The organism is Streptomyces sp. NK15101 (genome assembly GCF_020400725.1).
Taxonomy (GTDB): Bacteria; Actinomycetota; Actinomycetes; order Streptomycetales; family Streptomycetaceae; genus Streptomyces.
Genome location: NZ_JAINVG010000018.1, coordinates 1 through 21873 on the forward strand (window position 1 = coordinate 1; position 21873 = coordinate 21873).

The 21873-nt window shown below is 72.9% G+C and carries 18 protein-coding genes; 11 read left to right on the top strand and 7 right to left on the bottom strand.

Going from position 1 to position 21873, the window contains the following annotated elements:
- A partial coding sequence (locus tag K7G60_RS12615; RefSeq protein ID WP_308080898.1) for a branched-chain amino acid ABC transporter substrate-binding protein occupies positions 1–1434 on the top strand: 1434 nt, incomplete at its 5' end.
- A 390-nt stretch (positions 1435–1824) separates the two neighbouring features.
- Here the strand turns inward: K7G60_RS12615 and K7G60_RS12620 are convergent.
- Positions 1825–3030: a glycosyltransferase gene (locus K7G60_RS12620; RefSeq protein ID WP_225801039.1), complete on the bottom strand. Its 1206-nt coding sequence runs from the start codon at positions 3028–3030 to the stop codon at positions 1825–1827.
- Between the two features lie 1121 nt (positions 3031–4151).
- Here K7G60_RS12620 and K7G60_RS12625 point away from each other — a divergent pair.
- The 3 genes from K7G60_RS12625 (at position 4152) to K7G60_RS12635 (ending at position 6448) form a co-directional block, all read left to right on the top strand.
- Positions 4152–4697 carry a flavodoxin domain-containing protein gene (locus tag K7G60_RS12625; RefSeq protein WP_225801040.1) on the top strand — a complete coding sequence of 182 codons (546 nt, stop codon included), beginning with the start codon at positions 4152–4154 and terminating at the stop codon, positions 4695–4697.
- A 371-nt stretch (positions 4698–5068) separates the two neighbouring features.
- The gene (locus K7G60_RS12630) at positions 5069–5707 is read left to right on the top strand and encodes a CBS domain-containing protein (RefSeq protein WP_225800953.1); all 639 of its coding nucleotides are present in this window, start codon (positions 5069–5071) and stop codon (positions 5705–5707) included.
- A 51-nt stretch (positions 5708–5758) separates the two neighbouring features.
- Positions 5759–6448, top strand: a complete 690-nt coding sequence (locus K7G60_RS12635; RefSeq protein WP_263985839.1) for a response regulator transcription factor — start codon at positions 5759–5761, stop codon at positions 6446–6448.
- A 5-nt stretch (positions 6449–6453) separates the two neighbouring features.
- Here the strand turns inward: K7G60_RS12635 and K7G60_RS12640 are convergent, their stop codons facing one another.
- Genes K7G60_RS12640 through K7G60_RS12655 form a run of 4 tightly spaced genes read right to left on the bottom strand, consistent with a single transcriptional unit; the run spans position 6454 to position 12489 of the window.
- Positions 6454–8187, bottom strand: a complete 1734-nt coding sequence (locus K7G60_RS12640) for a GAF domain-containing protein (RefSeq protein WP_225801042.1) — start codon at positions 8185–8187, stop codon at positions 6454–6456.
- A gap of 51 nt (positions 8188–8238) precedes the next feature.
- Entirely contained in the window at positions 8239–10860 is a 2622-nt protein-coding gene (locus tag K7G60_RS12645) for a cation-translocating P-type ATPase (RefSeq protein ID WP_225800954.1), read from the bottom strand.
- A 7-nt stretch (positions 10861–10867) separates the two neighbouring features.
- Entirely contained in the window at positions 10868–11728 is an 861-nt protein-coding gene (locus K7G60_RS12650; protein WP_225800955.1) for a universal stress protein, read from the bottom strand.
- On the bottom strand, positions 11725–12489 hold the full coding sequence (locus tag K7G60_RS12655) for a universal stress protein (protein WP_225800956.1): 765 nt from the start codon (positions 12487–12489) through the stop codon (positions 11725–11727). Before K7G60_RS12655 ends, K7G60_RS12650 begins: the two co-directional genes overlap by 4 nt.
- Positions 12490–12736: 247 nt before the next feature.
- On the opposite strand from K7G60_RS12655, the gene K7G60_RS12660 reads away from it, so the two are divergent.
- The 7 genes from K7G60_RS12660 to K7G60_RS12690 all read left to right on the top strand — a co-directional run bounded on the left by K7G60_RS12660 (position 12737) and on the right by K7G60_RS12690 (position 18483).
- A complete protein-coding gene (locus K7G60_RS12660) occupies positions 12737–13360 on the top strand; it encodes a CBS domain-containing protein (protein ID WP_225800957.1) in 624 nt (207 codons plus the stop codon).
- A gap of 22 nt (positions 13361–13382) precedes the next feature.
- Positions 13383–14381, top strand: a complete 999-nt coding sequence (locus tag K7G60_RS12665) for a nitroreductase family protein (RefSeq protein ID WP_225800958.1) — start codon at positions 13383–13385, stop codon at positions 14379–14381.
- A 174-nt stretch (positions 14382–14555) separates the two neighbouring features.
- Positions 14556–15983 carry an MBL fold metallo-hydrolase RNA specificity domain-containing protein gene (locus K7G60_RS12670; protein WP_225800959.1) on the top strand — a complete coding sequence of 476 codons (1428 nt, stop codon included), beginning with the start codon at positions 14556–14558 and terminating at the stop codon, positions 15981–15983.
- 93 nt (positions 15984–16076) lie between these two features.
- Complete coding sequence (locus K7G60_RS12675; RefSeq protein ID WP_225800960.1) at positions 16077–16547, top strand: cyclic nucleotide-binding domain-containing protein; 471 nt, start codon at positions 16077–16079, stop codon at positions 16545–16547.
- 12 nt (positions 16548–16559) lie between these two features.
- Positions 16560–17216, top strand: coding sequence for a CBS domain-containing protein (locus K7G60_RS12680; RefSeq protein WP_225800961.1), 657 nt, complete (start codon positions 16560–16562; stop codon positions 17214–17216).
- Positions 17213–17827 carry a CBS domain-containing protein gene (locus K7G60_RS12685; protein WP_225800962.1) on the top strand — a complete coding sequence of 205 codons (615 nt, stop codon included), beginning with the start codon at positions 17213–17215 and terminating at the stop codon, positions 17825–17827. The genes K7G60_RS12680 and K7G60_RS12685 overlap by 4 nt, the downstream gene beginning before the upstream one ends.
- The gene (locus tag K7G60_RS12690) at positions 17824–18483 is read left to right on the top strand and encodes a DUF4389 domain-containing protein (RefSeq protein ID WP_225800963.1); all 660 of its coding nucleotides are present in this window, start codon (positions 17824–17826) and stop codon (positions 18481–18483) included. The genes K7G60_RS12685 and K7G60_RS12690 overlap by 4 nt, the downstream gene beginning before the upstream one ends.
- On the opposite strand, the gene K7G60_RS12695 is transcribed toward K7G60_RS12690, so the two are convergent.
- Positions 18410–21154, bottom strand: coding sequence for a cation-transporting P-type ATPase (locus tag K7G60_RS12695; protein WP_225800964.1), 2745 nt, complete (start codon positions 21152–21154; stop codon positions 18410–18412). The two genes, K7G60_RS12690 and K7G60_RS12695, sit on opposite strands and share 74 nt — an antisense overlap.
- The gene (locus tag K7G60_RS12700; protein WP_225800965.1) at positions 21147–21740 is read right to left on the bottom strand and encodes a hypothetical protein; all 594 of its coding nucleotides are present in this window, start codon (positions 21738–21740) and stop codon (positions 21147–21149) included. The genes K7G60_RS12695 and K7G60_RS12700 overlap by 8 nt, the downstream gene beginning before the upstream one ends.
- Positions 21741–21873 lie beyond the last annotated feature (133 nt).

The window sequence follows — 21873 nt, forward strand, 5'->3', positions numbered from 1 at the left end:
ACACCGCCCGTGGCGACACCGACGGTCCCGGACTCCTCCGGGGCCGACGCGGGCCCCCCGCGTCACCCCGTGCCGGACCGGCCGACGGCCCCGCCGGTCGTCGTGCCCCCGGACGGACAGCGGCGCACGCTCGGCGCGACGGCTCGATCAGAGCAGGAAGACGGGGCGCCCGCAGGAGGGCGGGGCCTCACCCGGCGCTCCGCGGTCCTGGGTACGGCACTCGCCGTACTCGCCACGGGATCCCTCCTGACCTGGTCCCTCACCCGTGACGACGACGCGCGGAGCGGCGGCGGGGCGGGGGGCAGCGGGTCGGCGGCGTCCTCCGTCACGGTGAGGATCGGGGTGGACGCGCCCCTCAGCGGCGGACTCTCCTCGATGGGCGCCGGTATCAGGAACTCCGCCGAACTGGCGGTCAGGACCGCCAACGAAACCGGACACGTCCCCGGTGTGACCTTCGAGATCACGGCCGTGGACGACGAAGCCGACCCCGCCAAGGGCGCGGCCAACGCCGCCCGGTTCGTGTCCGACGACGAACTGGTGGGGGTGGTCGGCCCGCTCAACTCCGCCGTCGCCCGCACGCTGGTGCCGACGCTGTCACGCGCGGGCATCGTCAACGTGTCACCGGGCAACACCGACCCGGCCCTGACGCTGGGCCCCGACTGGGCGTCGGGCACCCGCGTCCGCCCGTACTCCACCTATTTCCGGACGATCGGCACGGATGTCGACCAGGGGCCTTTCGCCGCCCGGTACCTGCACGGGGCCGGGAAGACCAAGCTCTACGTCGTCGACGACGCGAGCAGCCACGGCACCGCCCTCACCTCCGGCCTCACGGCAGAGTGGAAGAAGCTCGGGGGGACCGTCGTCGGGACCGAACAGGTGGATCCCGCGGAACGTTCCTTCGCGGGCCTCGCCGTCAGGGTGCGGTCCTCGGGCGCCGAAGCCGTCTACTTCGGCGGCTACTACGACACCGCGGCACCGTTGTCCCAGCAGCTCAAGCAGGCGGGAGTGACCATCCCCCTGATGGGTGGCGACGGCATCTTCGACCAGCAGTACCTCACAGGGAACCCTCAGGCCGACGGCGACCTCGCGACCCAGATCGGCGCACCCGCAACGGAGTCGACGGCGGGACGCGACTTCCTGACCCGGTACGGCGCAGCGGGCTACTCCCAGCCGCCCGGCTGGTACGGCCCCTACGCCTACGACGCGACCTGGGCCCTCATCGAAGCGGTGAAGGCCGTGGTGAAGGCGGAGGGCGGCACACCGGCCGACGGCATCCGGGCGGAACTGCCGCGAGCCGTCGAGCAGCTGGCCTTCGACGGCGTCACCGGCCGCGTCGCCTTCGACGGCGGCGACCCCGTCAACCGCCGACTGACGGTGTACCGGGTGGACGGCGGGAGCTGGCAGGCCAGGACGACCGGACCTTCCGCCCCCTGACGGGGCGCCCCCGGCTACTGCCACCGAACCGCCGCAGGCGGCCGAGGAACGTCCTGGTGCCCCGACTGCCGCTCATGACGCCCAGCACGGCGGGGCTGTCGGCCTCCTCGCGTCCCGCTGGACGTCGCGGTGATCCCCGCGGGCCGGGGCGAAAGGCCACCTCGGGTCCCCTGGGGGCGCCTGTACGGATGGTCGAGCACTGTGTTCACAAGGGCTGAGCAGTGGCACGGCCTCACCACCCCCGCGACGACGTCACCCTCCGCCTCTCCGCTCTCCTCGTCCCAGGGGGTGTTCCTCCCGGTCTCACGAAGGCCTGTTCGCCACGGACCGAGTTGTCGGTAAAGGCGAGCAGAACCGCTCGCAACCGCGCCCCAGTCGGCCGACAGGTGGTCAGGGCGCCAGCCGGGTGAGCGCGGCAAGCACCGGCGCGACGCCGTCCTCCACGGCCAGGCGGTCCGCCATTGCGCGGGCCCGCGCACGGTGGAGGCCGTCCTCCGTCGCCCTGCGCAGGGCCTCGCCGAGGGCGTCGGAGGTGAGGCGGCGCAGCGGCAGCACCCCTGGGGCGGTGCCCAGCGCGGTCAGCCGGGAGGCCCAGAACGCCGCGTCGAACTGGACCGGTACCGGAACGGTGGGCACCCCGGCCCGCAGGACGGCGCCGGTCGTGCCCGCTCCCGCGTGATGGACGACGGCGGCCGTCCGGGGGAACAGCAGGGCGTGCGGCACCTCGTCGACGGTCAGGATGTCGTCGCCCCCGGCATCCAGTCCCGCCCAACCCCGCTGGACGATCCCGCGCACTCCCGCCGCGCGCAGCGCGGTGACGATCTCGCGGCTCACCCGCTCGGGATCGGGGACGGTGGCACTGCCCAGACCGACGAAGACCGGCCGGGGCCCGGCAGCGAGGAAGTCCTCCACTTCCTGGGACAACCGCCCGGTCTCGTGCGGCCACCAGTACCCGGCCACCTCCAACTCGGCGGGCCAGTCCCGGGGCCGGGGGACGACGAGTTCGCTGTAGCCGTGCAGCACCGGTCGCGGCCGCCGCCGGGACCGGCCCGTCGTCACGAGCCCGTGCCGTCGCAGTGACCGTACGGCGTCGGAGAACAGCAGCTCCACCATCGTCATGACGGCCCGTCCGCTCAGCCGGTTCCCCACCGTGCCCAGGGGCCGCGCCCCCAGGACGGGTGCGGGAAACTCCCCGGTCGGGTGCAGCGGCTGGAGATGCAGCCCCAGGGCGGGCACCGACAGGCTGTCGGCGATGGCGTACCCGAGCGGTCCCAGCGCCCCGCCGACCAGCAGGACCTCGCCCTCCCGCGCCGTCTCCACCAGGGCCGCCGTCATCTCGTCGACCGCTCCCCGGGCCATGGACGCCAGCCGTACGAGCTTTCCCGCACCGGTCCGCGCGTCATGCAGCCGCCGGCCCCGCGCGGAATGCAGTTCGGCACGGGGGTCCACCGGCAGCGGACGGAACCGCACCCCCGAACCCGCCACCAGCGGCTCGAACACCCCGTGGGCGGCCAGCGTCACCTCGTGCCCGGCCCGCACGAGACCGGCGCCCAGACCCGTGTACGGTGCGACGTCCCCCCGCGATCCCGCCGTCATCATCACGATGCGCACGCCGCCAGTGTGCCCCACCCGGACGTGACACCGCAGCAGACCCGCCCGTGTCGCAGCGCGGGTCAGCGGAGAAAAGCCGGGTCAGCGCGGGTTGCGCCGGGTCGAGTGGGGTCATGGGGAGTTCCGGGGCGGGCAGCGGAGCGCGGGGACAGCCCTTCATCGCGCCGAAGCGGTCGCCGGTCACCAGTCCTCGCGCGCCTGGCGGATCTCCTCGTCCGTGCGGCCCACGAAGTTCCATCACGACTCACGTGCGCACCGCGTTCAGCGCGCCGACCTCACAGCCGCAAGGGGGAACTCACGCCCTCCGAGGCGCCACCGAGCTTCGGCGGGAAGAAGCTTCCGCAGCCGAAAGGGACACGACTCCTGCGGGCATCGGCTTCGGAGACGGGCCGCGGAACGAAGACCCGCTCGTCCCCCTCCGCGTTTTCACGTTCGTACAAGTGAGCCGGCCTCCGGGTCCGACATGACTGTGCCCCTCGCGAACGGGCGAGCCTGGAGATGGCGTCACCCGGCCCCGGGGATGCCGTCTGAGAAGCCGACGAGAGGCCCTACCACCGCTGGTCCAGCGCCACACGCAGGACAGCTCGCGGGCGGCAAGCCCGCATGACGTGGATGCGCGAGAACGGGCCCCGACGTCCAGGCAGCGACGGTCGCAGGAAGCGGCCCACAGGCAGAGGCCCCGGGGCGGAGCCCGTTGCCGACGTGGAGCCGGCGGAGAGGTCGGCGATGCCGTCGGGGGCCGTTCGGCCCCAGCGGGCCTCCCGTCCCGGGGGCCAGACTGGTGGCGTCGGATCCGGGAGGCCTTCATGGATGCCCAGCCGGGTGTCGCCGCGACAGCCGAGCCCTTCTTGTCGTTCACCACTGTTCGACGCCGTCGTGTGGGCGCGTGGAGTGCCGGACCGCGTGCGTCGTCGACCCGTGGTCCCACCCCCTTCGACGCGCTGTCCGGCCTGTTCGAAACCGCCGCAGGCGGTGATCAGAGGGACCTGGAGATCCGGCCCTGGGGGGAGCCCCCGGGTCATCGGCATCGTGCTGCTCGGGGCGCTGCGGGCGATCGGAGCGGCTGCGGAAGCAGGAGAACGAAGCACATGAGGAGATGAGGCGTGATGCGTGCCGTGATCGTGTACGAGAGCCTGTTCGGCAACACGCGCGAGATCGCCGACGCGATCGGAGAAGGTCTGAAGGAAGCGCACCCGGACGCCGAGGTCGAGTGCGTGGCGGTGGTCGACGCACTGCCGGAGCGCATCGGCCCCACCGACCTGCTGGTCGTCGGCGGACCGACCCATATGCGGGGCATGACCACCGGGATGAGCCGGAAGATGGGGCTGAAGGCCGAGCAGCAAGAGGCCGAGAAGGAGGAGCGTCCCTTCACCCCCGAGGAGGGCGCCGAGGGTCCTGGGGTCCGCAACTGGTTCCACGACACGCTTCCGAAGGCCCACACCGGCACCCATGCCGCCGCGGCCTTCGACACCAGGGCGGACATGCGCCTGGCCGGCGCCGCCGCCGGCGGCATCGCCCGTCGACTGCGCGGCCATGGCTACGAGCTCGTCGCGGAACCGGAGGGATTCATCATCGAGGACACCGAGGGCCCGCTGCGCGAGGGCGAACTGGATCGCGCGAGGGCGTGGGGGGCGGCTCTCCAGGTCGCCTGACCGATCCGCGCAGGGACACCGCCGGCAAGGACGGGCGCTCGTCGAGCAGACCTCCCTCCCGTAGCAGAGACCGCCGTGCGAAGGCGGTGCGGCCTCGTTCCCGTGGAGGTTTCGGCCAAGCGCCCGGAGTCGAGGATCGGCTGGACGTGAGCTTCGAGCCCCACAGGCGACAGCAGCCGGGGAGGCGAAGCTCAGTCCGCGCACATCCTGGTCGGCGCGCCTGCCCGCTCCGCCGGGACGAGACGGGGCGGACACGCCTCGCGTGGGCCGAACAGGATTCCGAGGGGGGCCATCCGGCCCTCCTCTCCCCCATGGAGCGCGGCCAGACTGGGAGTGGAGACCGTAGATCTTCGCCCCTCTGGGAGAACGTGATGACCGCCTCGCACTACACCGTCAGCGACGTCATGACCCACACCGCCATCGCCATAGGGCATGACGCGTCCTACAAGGAGATCGTCGCGCTGATGGACCAGTGGAAGGTGAGCGCCCTGCCCGTCCTGGAGGGCGATGGACGGGTGATCGGGATCGTCTCGGAGGCCGATCTGCTTCCGAAGGAGGAGTTCCGCACCGACGAGCCCCGCCCGGACGAGTTCGCCGCTGCGTCCAAGGCCGGAGCCGTACGGGCCGGGGAACTCATGTCCAGCCCGGCCGTGACCGTCCATCCTGACGCGACGCTCGCCGAAGCGGCGCGGATCATGGCCACGCGGAGGGTGAAGCGCCTGCCCGTGGTCAACGGCGTCGGCATGCTGGAGGGTGTGGTCAGCCGGAGCGATCTGCTGAAGGTGTTCCTCCGTACGGACGCAGAGATCGAGGAGGACATCCGCCGCTCCGTGCTCGGCGAGCCGGGCGCCCCCGTGGGGCTCGATGTGACGGTCGCGGACGGTGTGGCCACGATCCGTGGGGCGCTCTCCGACAGATCGCTGGTGCCGCTGGTCGTCCGCGCCGTGCGGGCCGTGGAGGGCGTCGTCGACGTCCGGATGGATCTCGGCACCCGTGAAACCGCCTCATGACGGACAATCCTTGTGGGGGCGGCTGGACAACCACCGATCACAGGGGTCGCCATGAACGATCTGCCGGCATCCGACACGACGATCACACGGGTGTTCCTCGTGGACGACCACGAGGTCGTCCGCCGGGGCCTTCATGACCTGATCGACGACGAGCCGGACATGGAGGTGGTCGGGGAGGCGTCGACGGCCGAGCAGGCGCTGGCCAGGGGGCCCGCGCTGCGGCCGGACGTGGCCGTCCTCGACGTCCGGCTGCCCGACGGCGACGGCATCTCCGTGTGCCGGGAGCTGCGCTCCCGGATGCCCGAGCTCGCCTGTCTGATGCTGACCTCGTTCGACGACGAGGACGCCCTGCTCGACGCGATCATGGCCGGGGCGGCCGGATACGTCCTCAAACAGATCAAGGGGGCCGATCTGGTGTCGGCGGTACGGACCGTGGCCACCGGACAGTCCATGCTCGATCCGGCCACCACCGCCCGGCTGATGCACTCGCTTCGGGACCCCGAAGCGGCCCGGCCGCCGGAGGACGAGCGGCTCGCGGTGCTCTCCGAGCGGGAGCGGTCCGTACTCGAACTGATCGGCGAGGGGCTCACCAACCGGCAGATCGCCAAACGGTTGTACCTGTCCGAGAAGACCGTCAAGAACCACATCTCCCGGCTGCTCGGCAAGCTCGGCGTGGAACGCCGCGTCCAGGCCGCCGTCATCGCCGCGCAGGTCCACGAGCACGACGCCGAGGAGAAGTAGCTTCCTCACCCCTGGTCGGACGCCAGGGGGATCCGCCACTCGAGCACCGTGCCGCTACCGGGATCGGTCCGCGCGCGGACCGACAGGGTGCCACCCAGCCGCTCGGCCCGTTCGGACATGTTCCGCAGTCCGCTGCGCCTGCCGCCCTGCGGCATGCCCACGCCGTCGTCGCTCACCGTCACCGCCAGGACGCCGTCGTCGGCGACGACCGCCACCTCGGCCCGGCGGGCCCGCGCGTGTCGGGCCACGTTGGTGAGCGCCTCGCCGAGGACCACGACGACCTGTTCGGCCGCCTCGGGGGGAACGTCCGTGTCGAGGAGGCCCTCCATGCGCAGGGCGGGGGCGAATCCGAGCGTCGTCGCGGCCTCGTCCACCACCTTGACCACCCGGTTCCTCAGCTTCGGTGCGGTGCCCGGGGTGTCGTGTTCCCGGAGCCCGAAGATGGTCGACCTGATGATCTTGATGGTGGCGTCCAGGTCGTCGATCGCACGTCCCAGCCGCTCCACGGCCTCCGGGTGCTCGACGAACCGGCGGGCGCTCTGCAGGGTCATGCCGGTGGCGAAGAGGCGCTGGATCGCCAGGTCGTGCAGGTCGCGGGCGATCCGGTCACGGTCCTCCAGAAGGCTCACTTGCTCGGCGTCACGGCGCCGGTCCGCCAGTTCGAGGGCGAGTGCGGCCTGTCCCGCGAATCCGGGCAGGGCCATGATCTCCGATCCCGCGAACGGAGACCGCCCGCGCCGCCGTGCGAGGATGAGCACCCCGCTCAGCCGCTCCTTGGTGCCGACCGTGACGGCCACCGCCGGCCCGAACCCCCGCCACCGTTCGGGCTGCACCGTGATGCGCGGGTCGTTCTCGACGTCGGCCACCGTGACCAGGCCCTCTTGTGCGAGGGCGGCCTCGGCCAGGGTTCCTTCGCTGGTCGGCAGGACGACGCCGCGATGCGCTTCGGCCCCCTCACCGCGGGCGAGCGAGCCCCGCAGTTCACCGCCGATGCCCACCAGGTAGAAGACCCCCATGTCGGCGCCTGCGATGTCGACCGCCTGCTCCAGCATCCCGCCGAGGACCTCGGTCTCCTCCGCACCGGACAGGAGGGCGCTGGTGAGCTCGGAGCTCGCCGCCAGCCACCGCTGCCTGAGCCGGCCCTCCTCGTACAGGCGGGCGTTCTCGATGGCGATGCCGGCCGCGACGGCCAGCGTCGTCACGACGGCCTCGTCCTCGGCGTCGAAGTCGGCCCCTTCCCGTTTCTCGGTGAGGTAGAGGTTGCCGAACACCTCTTCGCGAACCCGGATGGGCACGCCGAGGAACGAGTGCATCGGCGGGTGGTGGAGCGGGAAGCCGTACGAGGCCGGATGCTCGGACAGCTCGGGCAGTCGCAGCGGTTCGGGGTTGCGGATCAACTCACCGAGCAGTCCGTGCCCGGAGGGCAGGTTGCCGATCCGCGCCCTCAGGTCGTCTCCGATGCCGACGGTGAGGAACTCCGAGAGCTTCTTGTCGTCCCCGATGACGCCCAGGGCTCCGTACTCGGCGTCCACGAGGGTGACGGCCGCCTCCACGATGCCTCTCAGCACCTGGGGCAGGTCGAGTTCCCTGCCGACGGACATGACGGCTTCGAGGAGCCCGTTGAGCCGGTCCCTGGTGCCCCTCACCTCGTCGATGCGCGCCTGGAGCTCGTCGAGCAGTTCGTCGAGTCGCAGCCGTGGCAGCCTGCCGTCCGTCGGCACCGACCCCTCGTCCTCCATCACCACCTCCGGCCACGTCGAGCGCACGGTCCTCGCCCGACGGGCACACGTTCACGGTAGTTCCCGTGTTCCCGATGCTCCAGCCGGACGCGTTCCACGGAAGGCGGTACGGACGAGGCGCGCGGCGAGGAATCCCGCGGGCACACAGGCGACGGCGATGCCGATGCCCGCCCAGCCGAGCGGTTCCGTCTCCAGGACCGAGCTCAGGAAGGGCACGTACAGCGCTGCCGCGGCCAGCAGGGTGGAGGCGAGGACGGACAGGGGGAGGAACGGGTTCTTCCTGGTCAGCAGCCGGGCCCTCAGTCCCAGGACGACGCCGAGCTGCGCAGCGAGAAGGGCGAGGAAGAGGACGCTCTGCCACGCCAGGTCCAGCGTCCGGGCGGCGAGCCCCGCGCCGAGGGAGGCCGCCGTGACGACGGCGGCGAGGACGAGCAGACGCTGCCAGGCGCCTCCGCCGAGGATGTGCTGGTCCGGCGGACGCGGCGGTCGTCGCATCGCGCCCGGGGAGGCCGGCTCCGCGCCCATGGCGACGCCGGTGAGGCCGTGCGTGAGGAGGTTGATCCACAGGATCTGCCCTGCTCGAAGGGGCAGTGGCAGCCCGAGCAGCGGGCCGGTCAGCATGACGAGGATCTCGGCCGCGCCGCCGGCCATCCCGTAGACGAGGAAGCGGCGGATGTTGTCGTAGACGCGCCGTCCCTCGTCGACGGCCGCCACGACCGTCGAGAGCTCGTCGTCGGTGAGGACGAGGTCGGCGGCCTGGCGCGCGACCTCCGTGCCGCGCGCGCCCATGGCGACGCCGATGTCGGCCCGGTGCAGGGCGGGGCCGTCGTTGACCCCGTCGCCGGTCATCGCGGTCACCTCTCCCCTGGCGCGCCACGCCTCGACGATGTCCAGCTTCTGCTGGGGGTCCGTACGGGCGAAGACCCGCACCGAGGTGAGGTCGGCGACCCGTCCCGCGGCCACGTCCGCCCCCGTGGCGACGTGGCCTTCCGTCTCACCGCCGTCGCCCAGGAGTGCGACGTGGGACGCGACCGCCCGAGCCGTCGCCGGATGGTCCCCGGTGATGAGGACGGGGGTGATGCCGGCCGCGCGGCAGGAGGCGAGGGTCGCGGCGGCATCCGGCTTGGGCGGGTCGTCGAGCGCGACGAGTCCGAGGAGCGCGAGTCCCGACTCCGCCTCGGTGACCGGGCTCGGGACGTCGTTCCGCACGCCCGATGCCACGGCGAGCACGCGGTACCCCCGGGCGGCCAGGTGCGCGGCCTCCTGGCGGGCCGCCGCGAGCGCCTCCGGAGGGTCGAGCAGGACGGCCGGGTCGAGTACGGCCTCGGGGGCGCCCTTCAGACAGACCAGCACCCTTCCCTCCCCGGTCGCGTGCAGCGTGGTCATGCGTCTGCGGAGGCTGTCGAAGGGCGCTTCTCCGAGCCTGGGACGGGTCGTCGCCAGCTCTGCGGAATCCGGGCAGCCCGCCTTGGCCGCGGCCGTGAGCAGAGCGGCCTCCATGGGGTCGCCCAGGGCCGTCCAGCGGCCGTCGGGGGCCCCGTCGTCCGCCGGGCGCAGCGTGGCGTCGTTGCACAGGGCGGTCGCGGTCAGGAGCTCCGTCAGGGATTCGAGCTCGTCCGCCTCCGCCGGCCGTCCGTCGACCAGGACCTCGCCCACGGGTTCGTACCCCACGCCCGAGAGCTCGGCGCTCGCCCGCGGTGTCCAGACGTGCTGGACGACCATGCGGCCCTCGGTCAGGGTGCCGGTCTTGTCGGTGGCGAGGACGGACACGGAGCCGAGCGTCTCCACCGCGGGAAGCCGCCGCACCAGTGCGTGCCGGGCGACCATGCGCCGGGCCCCGAGCGCGAGTGCCAGGGTGACGACGGCGGGGAGGGACTCGGGGACCGCCGCCACGGCAAGGCTGATGGCGGTGACCGCCATCGTGCCGAGCGGGAGCCCCCGCACCAGGCCGAGGGCGAAGACCAGGACGCACAGGGCGAGCGTCACGGCCGCGAGGACGCGCCCGAGGGAGGCGAGGCGGCGCTGCAACGGGGTCGGCTCGCGACGTTCGTCGAGAAGGGCCGCGATGCGGCCGAGGGCGCTGTCGGCACCGGTCGCCGTGACCACGGCCACGCCCCGGCCGCGCACGACGACCGTGCCCGCGCTCAGCGTCGCACCGGCGTCCTTGTCGACGGGCACGGACTCCCCGGTGAGCATGGACTCGTCCACCAGCACGGCGGACGCCTCGGCGAGTTCGGCGTCGGCGGCGACGATGTCGCCCTCACCGACCAGGAGGACGTCGTCCGGGACGACCGCCGCCGCCGGGAGGTCACGGACGGCACCGTCGCGCCGCACGCGCGCGTGCGGCGCGGTGAGGGCGGAGAGGGCGGCGACGGCGTTGTCGGCCCGGATCTCCTGTGCCACGCCGACGGTCGTGTTCACGAGGACGACCAGCCCGATGACGATCGCGTCGGGGTGGTCGCCGATCGCGAGGGTCAGCACGACGGCCCCGAGGAGCACCATGATCAGCGGGTCGGTCAGTTGGGCCAGGACCCGCGTGTGGAGCCGTACGGGCTTTCTCGCGGTCACCTCGTTGGGACCCGTGTCGGCGAACCGCCGGGCGGCCTCCTCCTGGGTGAGTCCCACCGTCTCCCGCACCGGCGCGGAGGCCCGGTCCGGTGCCGACGCCGTCATGACCCGCTCACCCGGCGGGGACGGTGATCACCGGGCAGTGGGCCCGGTGCAGCAGCCCGTGGACGACGGAGCCGACGCGCATGCCGGTGTATCCGCCCCGGCCTCGACGGCCGACGACGACGGCGAGGGCGTGCTCGGCCGCGTCCGCGAGCGCCTCGACGGGGGAACCGGTGGGGACCTCGTGGGTGAGCCGGACGTCGGGGTACTTCTCCGCCCAGCCCGCGGTGGTCTCCGAGAGCAGACGGCGCTCGGCGTGGAACAGCGTGTCGGCGCTGTGCGGGGAGAAGACGGGGGGCTGCCGGACGGCGATGGCGCGCAGTGCGCAGCGCCGGAGGTCGGCTTCCTCGAAGGCCCAGGCCAGGGCTGCTCGTGAGGACTCGCTGCCGTCGACGCCGACCACGAGGTAGGGCGTCTCCTGCGTGACGTGTTCCGCGTCGCCCACGACGACCACCGGGCAGTGCGCCTTCGCGGTGACCGGGACGACCAGGGAACCGGCGCTCAGGAACTCCGCCGTACGACTGAGGTGCCGGGAGCCCAGCACGATCATGTCGGCCTCGTGCGACAGACCGGCCAGGGCTCCCGCCGGGAACCCGTCGAGCAGGGAGGAGGTGGCCTTGACGGCCGGCTGCCGGGCGTGCGCCCAGGCGAGCGCGGTACGCAGGGCTTCCGTGCCGGCCTGTCGCTCTGCCTGGTGACGGGGGGCGTCGTCGACGTGCTGGGTGTCGTGCCGCGGTGGTACCGCGACCACCAGGCGCAGTCCCCGTCCTCTCAGGTGAGCCTCGTCCGCGGCCCAGGCGAGGGCCATGTGCCGGTTCTCGACCGGGTCGATGCCGACGACGATGCCGCTGCGGTCCGTGGTGCCGGTCATGACGTGCTCCTGTGTCCGGGTCCTTGCCGAGGGATGAGCTGCACGGGGCAGTGGGCGTGCCGCAGCAGGGTCAGCGTGATCCGGCCGGGCGCCGGTCCGAGGTGGCCGGGCGATCGCCGACCGCCGAGTACCAGCAGGTCGGCGTGGTGCGACGCGGCCCGTGGGCCGGGGGTCAGCCCCGCGTTCCAGAGGTGCGGGAGCCGGAGAGGCGCCTTTCGCAACAGGGCTTCGCGGGCCGCCGCACGGGCGCGGCCCACGTCGGCCTCGTCCCGGACCGCCGCAAGAACCGCGCCGGCCCCGACGGGCTCCGCGGCCCCTCGCCCCACGACGACGGGTGTCGGGGCGGCGGCCGCGGCCTCGAGACCGACCGAACCGACCGAACCGAGCGACAGCGGGGAGAACCCGCCGAGACCCCGGTGTCCGACGACGATCGTGCCGGTCATGGCGGCGGCCCGCCGCGGACTGCCGGGAGCCGGGTCGTCGGCGAGTTCCCGGACGACCGCCGGCTCGGGATGTCGCGCTGTGATCGCCTCGGCGGTCCGGTCGAGCGACTCACGTCCTGCCTGCCGGCTCCCGACGACCCCCGCCTCGGACGGGAACGGGACCGGTGCGTCCCTGTCCGCCGCATGAACGGGGCAAAGGGTGCTGCCCCGCAGAGCCGCCTCCTCCACCGCCCGCACCACCGCCGTGTGCGCGGACGGTGATCCGTCGACGCCGACGACGACCCTGCCCAGGCCGGAACGGGCCGTGGTTCCGTCCATGGCTCCTCCTCCCGGGGTCCGAGGGAGCTCCTTCCACCCTGGCAGCCGGCCCCGGGCGGCCGGAGGGCCGCTGGGGGCAATCGCGGGACCAAAGGTCCCACCCCCGGCCGGGCAGGGTGCGGCCCCGGCATGAGGAGCCCGTTCGGTCCTGAAGGTGGACCATTCGGCCCTCGTGGGCGCCCTCGCGCGCGTCGGAGGGTGGGGACGCAGGGATCACCGTCCCCACCCTCGAACAGGAGGCGCGGCGATGAAGCACATGAAGGTCGGCGGCCTGATGACCGACGACGTGGTCTCCGCCGTACCTGCGACGTCGTTCAGGGAGGTGGCGAAGCTGCTCGCCGAGCACGAGATCAGCGGGGTCCCCGTCGTGGACGACGACGAGCACGTCGTCGGAGTCGTCTCCGAGAGCGATCTCCTGGCCCACCACGAGTTGGTCGCGCGGGACCTGATGACCACGCCGGCCGTCACGGTGCACGCGGAGGAGACGGTGGCGGACGCGGCACGGCTGATGGTCCGCCGCGGAGTCGAGCGCCTTCCCGTCGTCGACGAGGAGGAACGGCTGGTCGGCATCGTGACCCGCCGCGATCTGCTCGGTGTCTACCTCCGCCCGGACGCGGAGATACGGCGCCGCATCCATGAGGACGTCCTCTCGGACGTCATGGACCTGCCCGGGTACGCGGTGGACGTACACGTCCTCGACGGCGTGGTGACGCTGGGGGGCCGCGTCCGGCAGCGGAGCCAGGCGCGGATGCTCGTCGGACTCGCCGAACGCGTGGACGGCGTCGTCGCCGTCGTGGACCGGCTGTCCTTCACCGAGGACGACACACGTCCCGCATCCCCCGCCCGGACTCCCCATGACATCTCCTGGTGACCCACCGCAGACAGGACGAACCGTGTCCACCACCGCTCTGACCCGACCGCTCGTGACGTCGCTGGTCGAAGACGCCGTCACCGCACCGTCGATGCACAACGCACAGCCCTGGAAGTTCGTCCACAGGACGGGCGCCGGAGTCATCGAACTGCACGGGGATCCGCTGCGCGCCATGCCGCGCGAGGACCCGGACCACCGTGCCCTCCACCTCGGCTGCGGCGCCGCCCTGTTCGGCCTGCGCGTCGCCGCCGCGCACCGGGGCCTGCGTCCCGTGGTCCGGCTGCTGCCCGACCCGGAAGACCCCTGGCATCTCGCCGACGCGCGCCTCGGCGACGCCGACGGCCCCGGCGACGCCGACGACGAACTGGCCGCGCTCCACGACGCCTTGTCGCGCCGGCACACCAGCCGCTTCCCCTTCACCGAGGAGCCGGTCCCCTCCGAGATCCTCGACGGACTCCGCGCCGCGGCCCTCCTGGAAGGCTGCCGGCTCGTCGTACCGGGAGCCTGGCACACCGACACCGTCATGAGCCTCGTCCACGCCTCCGAACTGTTCGAGGCCGCGGACCAGGCCGTACGCACGGAGATCGCCGCCTGGACCCGCACCGGCGCGGCCGGAGAAGGCCCCGCCACCGAGGGCATCCCCTCCTACGCCCTCGGCCCCAGACAGTACGACGTCACCTCCCCCGTCAGGGACTTCGACGCCCCCCGCCAGGTGCCCGGACGCCCCTCGGCACGCTTCGAGAAGACACCGCAGATCGCTCTGCTCGGCACCATCGACGACACCTCAGAGGACTGGCTGAGAGCCGGCCAGGCCATGCACCGGGTCCTGCTGCAGGCCACCCTCGACGGCCTCGCCACCTCCGTCATGTCCCAGCCGCTGGAATGGCCCGAACTCCGCGCCCACGCACGCGACCCGGAATCTTCCACCGGCTACGTCCACATGGTCTTCCGCTTGGGCTACGGCCCCGGGGGCCGGGCCACACCGCGCCGTCCGGTCTCCGAGGTGCTCGCCTTCGAGTGAACGGCCACCCACGAAGGACGGACCGCACCTCTGCGGAACCGCTCCGGCCGTAGGCCGGAACGGGGTGCAGGCGCATGAGCCGGTCGGCCCCCGAAACGGACCCGCTCGGACCCTCCGGACGGGCCGGTCCGGATGCCAGGGTGAAGGCCGGTCCACTCCGAAGGAGGGCTGACCATGCCCGAGGCAGCCCCGAGCGCCACTCCCGCCGTTCCGCGGCCCGCACTGCTCAGTTTCCTGGGCGGCGTGGGAACGGTCACCGGGAGCAAGTTCCTGGTCGAGAGCGACCATGCGCGGATCCTCCTCGACTGCGGCCTCTTCCAGGGTTTCGCGACCTTGCGGCGCCGCAACTGGGAACGGTTCGCCCGCGACGCCGCGGACGTCGACGCCGTGGTCGTCACCCATGCCCACCTGGACCACTGCGGCTATCTGCCCCGCCTGGTCCGGCAGGGCTTCCGGGGACCGATCCTCACCAGCGCCCACACGGCCCGGCTCGCTGAGATCGTGTTGCGCGACAGCGCCCGGCTCCAGATGGAGGCCGCCCGGCACGCCGACGAACACGGCTGGTCCAAGCACCGGCCGGCCAAGCCGCTGTACGACGACTCCGACGTGGAGAAGACGCTGGCGTTCCTCGACCCGGTCCCGGTCGGCGAGGACGTGGAGATCATGGCAGGCACCCGGCTGACGTTGCACCACGGCGGGCACATCCTGGGGTCGGCCTGGGCCCACCTGACGCTGGAGGACGGCCACGCCCTGGCCGTGTCCGGGGATCTGGGGCGGCCCGGACACCCGCTGCTGCTGCCGCCCGAGCCGTTCTCCGGCGCCGACGTGCTGCTGATGGAGTCCACGTACGGCGACCGCCGCCACGACCAGGAGTCCGCACGGTCGGAGTTCGCCGCCGTGATCACCCGGACCCTCGCCCGGAGCGGCACCGTCGTCATCCCCGCCTTCGCCATCGACCGCACCGAGGTCGTCCTGCACGAACTGACCCGGCTGCGGGACACGGGCCTCCTGCCGCGATCGGTCCCCGTGTACGTGGACAGCCCCATGGCCCTGGCCGCCCTGGACGTCTACCGGGACGCGGTACGCGAGCGCTCCCCCGAGCTGCGGCCGGAGATCCTCGCCGAAGGAGTCGCCGCGCTGAGCCCCGAGCCGTTCCTCGCCGCGCGCACGGTCCAGGAGTCCATCGAGATCAACGAGGTCGGCGGCCCCGCCGTCATCGTCTCCTCGGCGGGCATGGCCACCGGCGGCCGTGTCCTGCACCACCTGCGCCGGCTGCTCCCGGACCCGCGCAACGCGGTCGTCGTGGTCGGCTTCGCCGCGGCCGGCACCCGGGCGCGGGACCTGGTGGACGGTGCCCGCGTGCTGAAGATGTTCGGCGAGTACGTGCCCGTACGTGCCGAGGTCGCCGACGTGCCCCACTTCTCGGCGCACGCCGACGCCGACCAGATCCTCGGCTGGCTGCGCGGGGCCCCTCCGCCGCACACCACCTACCTCGTCCACGGCGAACCGGCCGCGTCCGAGGCGTTGCGCGACCGCATCGACCGCGCATTGGGCTGGACGGCCGTGGTTCCCCGCTCCGGGGAGGCCGTCCTGGTCCGCTGACCGGGGTCCTTCGGCCCCTTGGGTGTGACCTGCGCGGCCCTCCCGGACGACACCCGCCCCGGGCGAGTCTGTGGGAAAGGGCTGGAGGACATCATGACCACCACGAGGACGCTGCTGAACGAACTCGCTCCCGAGGCGCGTGACCGGCTGCTGGAGCACGCTCGCCCGGTGCGCTTCCCCGCCGGAACGCGTGTCTTCCGCGAGCGGCAGCACGCCGACCGCTTCTGGATCATCGAGACCGGCCGGGTCGAGCTCGACATGCACGTCCCCGGGCGCCGCAACGCCGTCGTGGACACCCTCGCGTCCGGCGCGCTCCTCGGCTGTTCCTGGATCATGCCCCCGCACCTCTGGCACCTCGGCGCCACGGCGACGACCGAGGTCCACGCCCTCGAGTTCGACGCCCGGGCCGTCAGGGAGCTGTGCGCGAAGGACGCGGCCGTCGGCGAGGCGGTCTTCGCGTGCGTCGCCGCGGTGATGGCGCGTCGGCTCCTGTCCGCCCGCGACCGCCTGCTGGACGACCTCATGCCGCGTCTCGGCGCGGAACCCCTGGCCTACGCCCGATGAGGAGACAGAGTCATGGCCACCCAGCCGTTCACCGTCGCCGACGTGATGACCAAGAAGGTCGTCGCCGTCCGGCCCGGCGCGGAGTTCAAGGAGATCGTCGACGCCATGGAGCGGTGGAAGGTGACCGCCGTCCCCGTCGTCGAGGGCGAGGGCCGCGTCGTCGGCGTGGTCTCCGAGGCCGATCTGCTCCTCAAGGAGGAGTTCCACGACCACCGCCTGGGTCTCGTCGAACAGATGCGGCGTCTCGATGCCACGGCCAAGGCGGGTTCTCGCCGGGCGGGGGACCTGATGACCTCCCCCGCCGTCACCGTCGCGCCCGAGGCGTCCCTGCCCCAGGCCGCGCGCCTCATGACCGCCCACCGCGTGAAGCGGCTGCCCGTCGTCGACGCGAGCGGTGTCATCCAGGGGATCGTCAGCCGGTCCGACCTCCTCAAGGTCTTCCTCCGCCCGGACGAGGAACTGGCCGCCGAGGTGCGCCGCGACGTCGTCGAGCACCTCTTCCCGCTCTCTCATCGTCGGATCGAGGTCCGCGTCGACGCCGGAGTCGTGACGCTGTCCGGCGAGGTCCGCGACAGCGCGCTCATCCCGCTCGCAGCCCGCCTTGCCCGTGCCGTCGAGGGCGTGGTGGACGTGCGGTGCGCCCTCACGGCCGAGGGTGACAGGCGATGAGGCACCGCAGCGTCGCGGATCTGATGACACCCACGGCGGTCAGCGTCGTTCCGGGCACGACGTTCAAGGAGATCGCACGGCTCCTGGACGAGTTCGACATCACCGCGGTGTGCGTGGTGGACGAGTCGAACCGGCCTCTGGGCGTGGTGTCGGAGGCGGACCTGGTACGCCGCCGTGCCGCCGGGGCCGGACTCGACACGGCAGGCGCGCTCATGTCGAGCCCTGCCGTCGTCGCCCGGCCCGAGTGGAGCGTGGTGCGGGCCGCCCGTGTGATGGACCGGGCCGGGGTCAAGCGGCTGCCCGTGGTCGACGCCGAAGGGCAGCTCGTGGGCGTCCTCAGCCGCAGCGACCTCGTACAGCTGTTCCTGCGCAGGGACCGGGCGATCCAGGAGGAGATCGTCGAGGACGTGGTCACCCACACCCTGGGGCTGAGCCCGTCCGCCCTGTCGGTCGAGGTGGTGGACGGCCGGGTCACGCTCAGCGGCACGGTACGGCGCCGGAGCCTCGTGCCGGTGCTCCTCAGGCTCTGCAACAGCGTCGACGGTGTCGTGGGGGTCGTCGACCGGCTCGCGTACGAGGACGACGACCTGCCGAAGGAGGGACGAGCATGAACACCCCCAGCACCCCGCATGCTCCCGTGGTGGTGACGGCCGAACTCGACGGCCGGTTGTCCCGCTGGCTGTGGCTGGTCAAATGGATCCTGGTGATCCCCCACTGGATCGTGCTGTTCTTCCTCTGGATCGCCTTCCTCGTCGTGGCGGTGATCGCCTTCTTCGCCGTCCTGTTCACCGAGCGCTACCCGCGAGCCCTGTTCGACTTCAACCTGGGCGTGCTCCGCTGGTCCTGGCGCGTGTCGTACTACTCGTACGGCGCCCTCGGCACCGACCGCTATCCGCCCTTCAGCCTGGGCCCCGAACCCGGCTACCCCGCCCGGCTCGACATCGTCTATCCGGAGCGGCTCTCCCGCTCACTGGTCCTGGTCAAGTGGTGGCTGCTCGCCATCCCCCACTACCTGGTGATCGCCTTCTTCACCGGCGGGATGGAGGTGCACTGGTGGAGCGGCGGCCTGATCACGCTGCTCACGCTCGTCGCGGGTTTCGCCGTGGCCTTCACCGACCGCTATCCGCGCGATCTGTTCGCCCTGATCGTCGGGCTGAACCGCTGGGTCCTGCGCGTCGCCGCCTACGCGAGCCTCATGACGGACGCCTATCCGCCGTTCCGTCTCGACCAGGGTGGTCACGAGCCGGCCGTGGGTTCCGTGCGCTGACACGGCGCCGCCTGGCACGCCGCAGCTCGTCCGTGCCCCACACCAGGACCGGGAAGGCCGCGATGAGCAGGACGACGTCCATGGGGAGGGCGGCCGTGCCGAAGAGACGCTGGAGCGGCGGCAGGTAGACGAGGGCGGCCGTGAAGGCCAGCTCGAAGGCGACGCCGGCGAGCAGCAGCGGATTCGAGAACACCCCGATGTCGCGGAGTGCCGCGTGGTCGGTGCGGGCCGCGAAGGCCGTGCCGACCTGGCAGGTGACGATGCCGGCGAAGGTGGCCGTGGTGGCCGTCACGTAGGCGTGGTGCAGGGGGCTGCCCGTGCCCGTGGGATCGCCCGGCTGCCAGCCCGCGCGCCAGAGCACGTAGAAGAATCCGGCCATGACGAGGGCCGCCGACACCAGGCCCAGGTAGCCCCAGCTGCGGACGAGCATGTCGCGGGAGATGACGCCCTGGTGCCGTGGCCGGGGCGGCCGCTGCATGATGCCGGGCTCGGAGCGTTCCCGGCCGAGGGCGAGCGCCGGCAGGGTCTCGGTGCCGAGGTCGATGGCGAGGATCTGCAGGACGGTGAGGGGAAGCGGGACGGCGCCGGCGGAGAGCGCGAAGACGAGGAAGGGCACGATCTCCGGGGTGGCGTGGGCGAAGATGTAGACGATGAACTTGCGGACGTTGTCGTAGACGCGGCGCCCGGACTCGACGGCGGTCACGATGGTGGCGAAGTCGTCGTCGGTGAGCACCATGGTGGCGGCCTCGCGGGCCACGTCGGTGCCGGAGCGTCCCATGGCCACCCCGATGTGGGCGCGGTGCAGTGCGGGGGCGTCGTTGACGCCGTCGCCCGTCATGGCGACGATCCGGCCGTGGGCCCGCAGGGTGTCCGCCACCTTGAGCTTCGTCTCGGGCGAGGAGCGGGCGAAGACGATCTCGGCGTCGTCTTCCACGAGGAGCCGGTCGAGTTCGTCGTCGCCCAGCGACTCGGAGGCCGCGACCACCTGCAGACCGGGCACTCCGATGCCCACCTCGCGGGCGACCGCGGCGGCGGTGGCTCCGCTGTCCCCCGTCACGACGTGCACGCGCATCCCGGCCTCGTGGCAGCGGTGGACGGCCTCCGCCACCTCGGAGCGCGGCGGGTCGTACAGCCCGACCAGGCCGAGCAGCGTCAGTCCCGATTCGGCGTCCTGACGGCGCGGCGGCGGCTCCGCGCCCGGCGGCAGGTCGCGCACTGCGACGGCGAGGACCCGCATGCCGCCCCGGGCCAGCTCCTCCGCCGCGGAGCGGGCCGCGTCCGTGGCGGAGTCGGGAAGGACGCGGGCGAGGACCGCTTCGGGCGCTCCCTTGGCGACGATCCGCAGGCGTCCCGTCGCCTCGTCGTCCTGCACGACCGACATCAGCCGCAGCCGCGGATCGAAGCGGAACAGTCGGCGCCGTCCCGCGTCGCGCCGGGTGAGGTCCACGGGAGCCCCGTGGTCGGCGGCCCCGGTGACGAGGGCGGCCTCGGTCGGATCACCGTGCAGTTCGCCCTCCTCCTCGCCGGTGACGGTGGTGCACAGCGCGCTCGTCCGCACCAGCTCCTGCGCCCAGGGGCCGGGCTCCGCTCCGTGCTCCGCGGTCCAGAGGGCTCTCAGGCGCATGCGGTTGCGGGTCAGCGTGCCGGTCTTGTCCGTGCAGATGACGTTCGTGGAGCCGAGCGTCTCCACCGCGCTGAGTCGTTTCACCAGGGCGCCCTCGCGGGCCAGCGCGCGGACCCCGACGGCGAGGGCCAGCGTGATGGTCGGAAGCAGTCCCTCGGGGACGTTGGCGACGAGGAGCCCTATGGCGAACATGAGGGAGTCGGTCACCGGCAGTCCGACGGCCACCCCCAGGACCAGGAACACGGCCCCCATGCCCGTGGCGACGCCGGCGATGAGCCAGGCGACCTTCTTGACCTGTCGTTCCAGCGGGCTCGCCTCGCGCCGGGTCCGTTGGCTGAGGGCGGCGATCCGGCCGATCTCGGTGTGGTCGCCGGTGGCGAACACGGTGGCCCGGGCCTGTCCCTCGACGCAGGTCGTCCCGCTGAAGACGAGGTTCGGCTCCTCCAGCAACGGGGCTCCGAGGAGTCCGGCCGCGGCCATGCGTTCGGCGGGAACGGACTCCCCCGTGAGCATCGACAGATCGACTTCCACCCCGCCTTCGGTGACGCGCGCGTCGGCCGGCACCTTGTCGCCCTCTTCCAGGAGGATCACGTCGCCCGGCACCAGGTCGCGGGCTTCCACGGTGAGGGGCCGGCCGTCGCGTACGGCGAGGGCGTGCTCGGGCAGATACCGGGCGAGGGTCTCCACCGCCCGCTCGGCCTGCCGCTCCTGGAGCAGCGCGAAGGCCGCGTTGACGGCGATGACCGCCAGGATCGCCCAGCCGAGCACCCCGAGATCCGCGACGAAGGCCAGTGCGGCGGCGGCCCAGAGCAGCAGGGCGAGGGGGTGGACCAGCTGCCCGACGAGCTCTCGCGCGAAAGAGGAGCGGGCCTTGCGCCGGACCTCGTTGGGCCCGTGAACGGCGAGCCGGCGGGCGGCCTCGCGGGCGGACAGCCCGTCCGGCCCGGTGGCGAGTTCCCGGCGCAGCCTGGGCAGGGGCTCGCTGGGGTCGAAGGGCAGCACCTCGGTGGGCGTGGCGGCCCGGTCCGTGGCGGCGCGGTCAGTCATCGTCGGTACCCGGAGCGCTCCCCCGGCGGAGCCGGCCGGACCACACGGGTTCGACCTGTTCCCATTCCTGTTCCCAGACCGCGAGCCGGCGGGCCTCGGTCCGCCGTCGTACGAGGACGAGGACGCCGGCCCCGATCGCTCCCGCGCAGGCCGTGGCGACGCTCCCGCCCGCCCCCGCGGTCAGCGCGCGGTCGGCGGCACTGCCCGGAGGGCGGGCGGGGGCACCGGTGTCGTCCACCCAGATCGTCACCGTGCGGCCTTGGGGCGTCCGGGGAGGGACGGGGACGGTGCCGGACCGGCGGACGTGGTCGGGCTGTTCCCAGACCGCGGGTGCGACCGCCCGCGGTGTCGATCCGTACCGGGCGGCGGCGGACGGTTCCTTGGCGGGCCCGGTGGTGGTCGCCCGCACCTGGTGGCGATGGGCGGCGAGTTCGCGGTCGGCCTCGACTCCGGTGCTCCACAGCATCCCGGCGGCGACGGCCCCGCAGATCAGGGAGATCATCAGCACGAGGATCAGAGCGGCGCGCTCGCCCGCTCCCCGCCCGGGCGGCGTGAGTCGCGGGTCCGACCGCTTGTGGTGGTCCATGTCGCACCTCCGGGCGGAGTCACTCCTTGCCGTTCCGGTGCCCGACGCGGAGGGTCCCGCCGAGGACGGCTCCGTCGTGGCCACTGGCATCGGAGACGGTGTCGGCCGGCCGGGCCGACGGCCTCGAAGCCGT

Excerpts from the sequence above, each read along its gene's own strand:
- K7G60_RS12685 (WP_225800962.1), top strand. The coding sequence starts at position 17,213 with ATGAGGCACCGCAGCGTCGCGGATCTGATGACACCCACGGCGGTCAGC.
- K7G60_RS12650 (WP_225800955.1), bottom strand. The coding sequence starts at position 11,728 with ATGACCGGCACCACGGACCGCAGCGGCATCGTCGTCGGCATCGACCCG.
- K7G60_RS12620 (WP_225801039.1), bottom strand. The coding sequence starts at position 3,030 with ATGACGGCGGGATCGCGGGGGGACGTCGCACCGTACACGGGTCTGGGC.
- K7G60_RS12640 (WP_225801042.1), bottom strand. The coding sequence starts at position 8,187 with ATGGAGGACGAGGGGTCGGTGCCGACGGACGGCAGGCTGCCACGGCTG.
- K7G60_RS12680 (WP_225800961.1), top strand. The coding sequence starts at position 16,560 with ATGGCCACCCAGCCGTTCACCGTCGCCGACGTGATGACCAAGAAGGTC.
- K7G60_RS12670 (WP_225800959.1), top strand. The coding sequence starts at position 14,556 with ATGCCCGAGGCAGCCCCGAGCGCCACTCCCGCCGTTCCGCGGCCCGCA.
- K7G60_RS12675 (WP_225800960.1), top strand. The coding sequence starts at position 16,077 with ATGACCACCACGAGGACGCTGCTGAACGAACTCGCTCCCGAGGCGCGT.
- K7G60_RS12660 (WP_225800957.1), top strand. The coding sequence starts at position 12,737 with ATGAAGCACATGAAGGTCGGCGGCCTGATGACCGACGACGTGGTCTCC.
- K7G60_RS12635 (WP_263985839.1), top strand. The coding sequence starts at position 5,759 with ATGAACGATCTGCCGGCATCCGACACGACGATCACACGGGTGTTCCTC.
- K7G60_RS12655 (WP_225800956.1), bottom strand. The coding sequence starts at position 12,489 with ATGGACGGAACCACGGCCCGTTCCGGCCTGGGCAGGGTCGTCGTCGGC.
- K7G60_RS12630 (WP_225800953.1), top strand. The coding sequence starts at position 5,069 with ATGACCGCCTCGCACTACACCGTCAGCGACGTCATGACCCACACCGCC.
- K7G60_RS12625 (WP_225801040.1), top strand. The coding sequence starts at position 4,152 with ATGCGTGCCGTGATCGTGTACGAGAGCCTGTTCGGCAACACGCGCGAG.
- K7G60_RS12695 (WP_225800964.1), bottom strand. The coding sequence starts at position 21,154 with ATGACTGACCGCGCCGCCACGGACCGGGCCGCCACGCCCACCGAGGTG.
- K7G60_RS12690 (WP_225800963.1), top strand. The coding sequence starts at position 17,824 with ATGAACACCCCCAGCACCCCGCATGCTCCCGTGGTGGTGACGGCCGAA.
- K7G60_RS12700 (WP_225800965.1), bottom strand. The coding sequence starts at position 21,740 with ATGGACCACCACAAGCGGTCGGACCCGCGACTCACGCCGCCCGGGCGG.
- K7G60_RS12645 (WP_225800954.1), bottom strand. The coding sequence starts at position 10,860 with ATGACGGCGTCGGCACCGGACCGGGCCTCCGCGCCGGTGCGGGAGACG.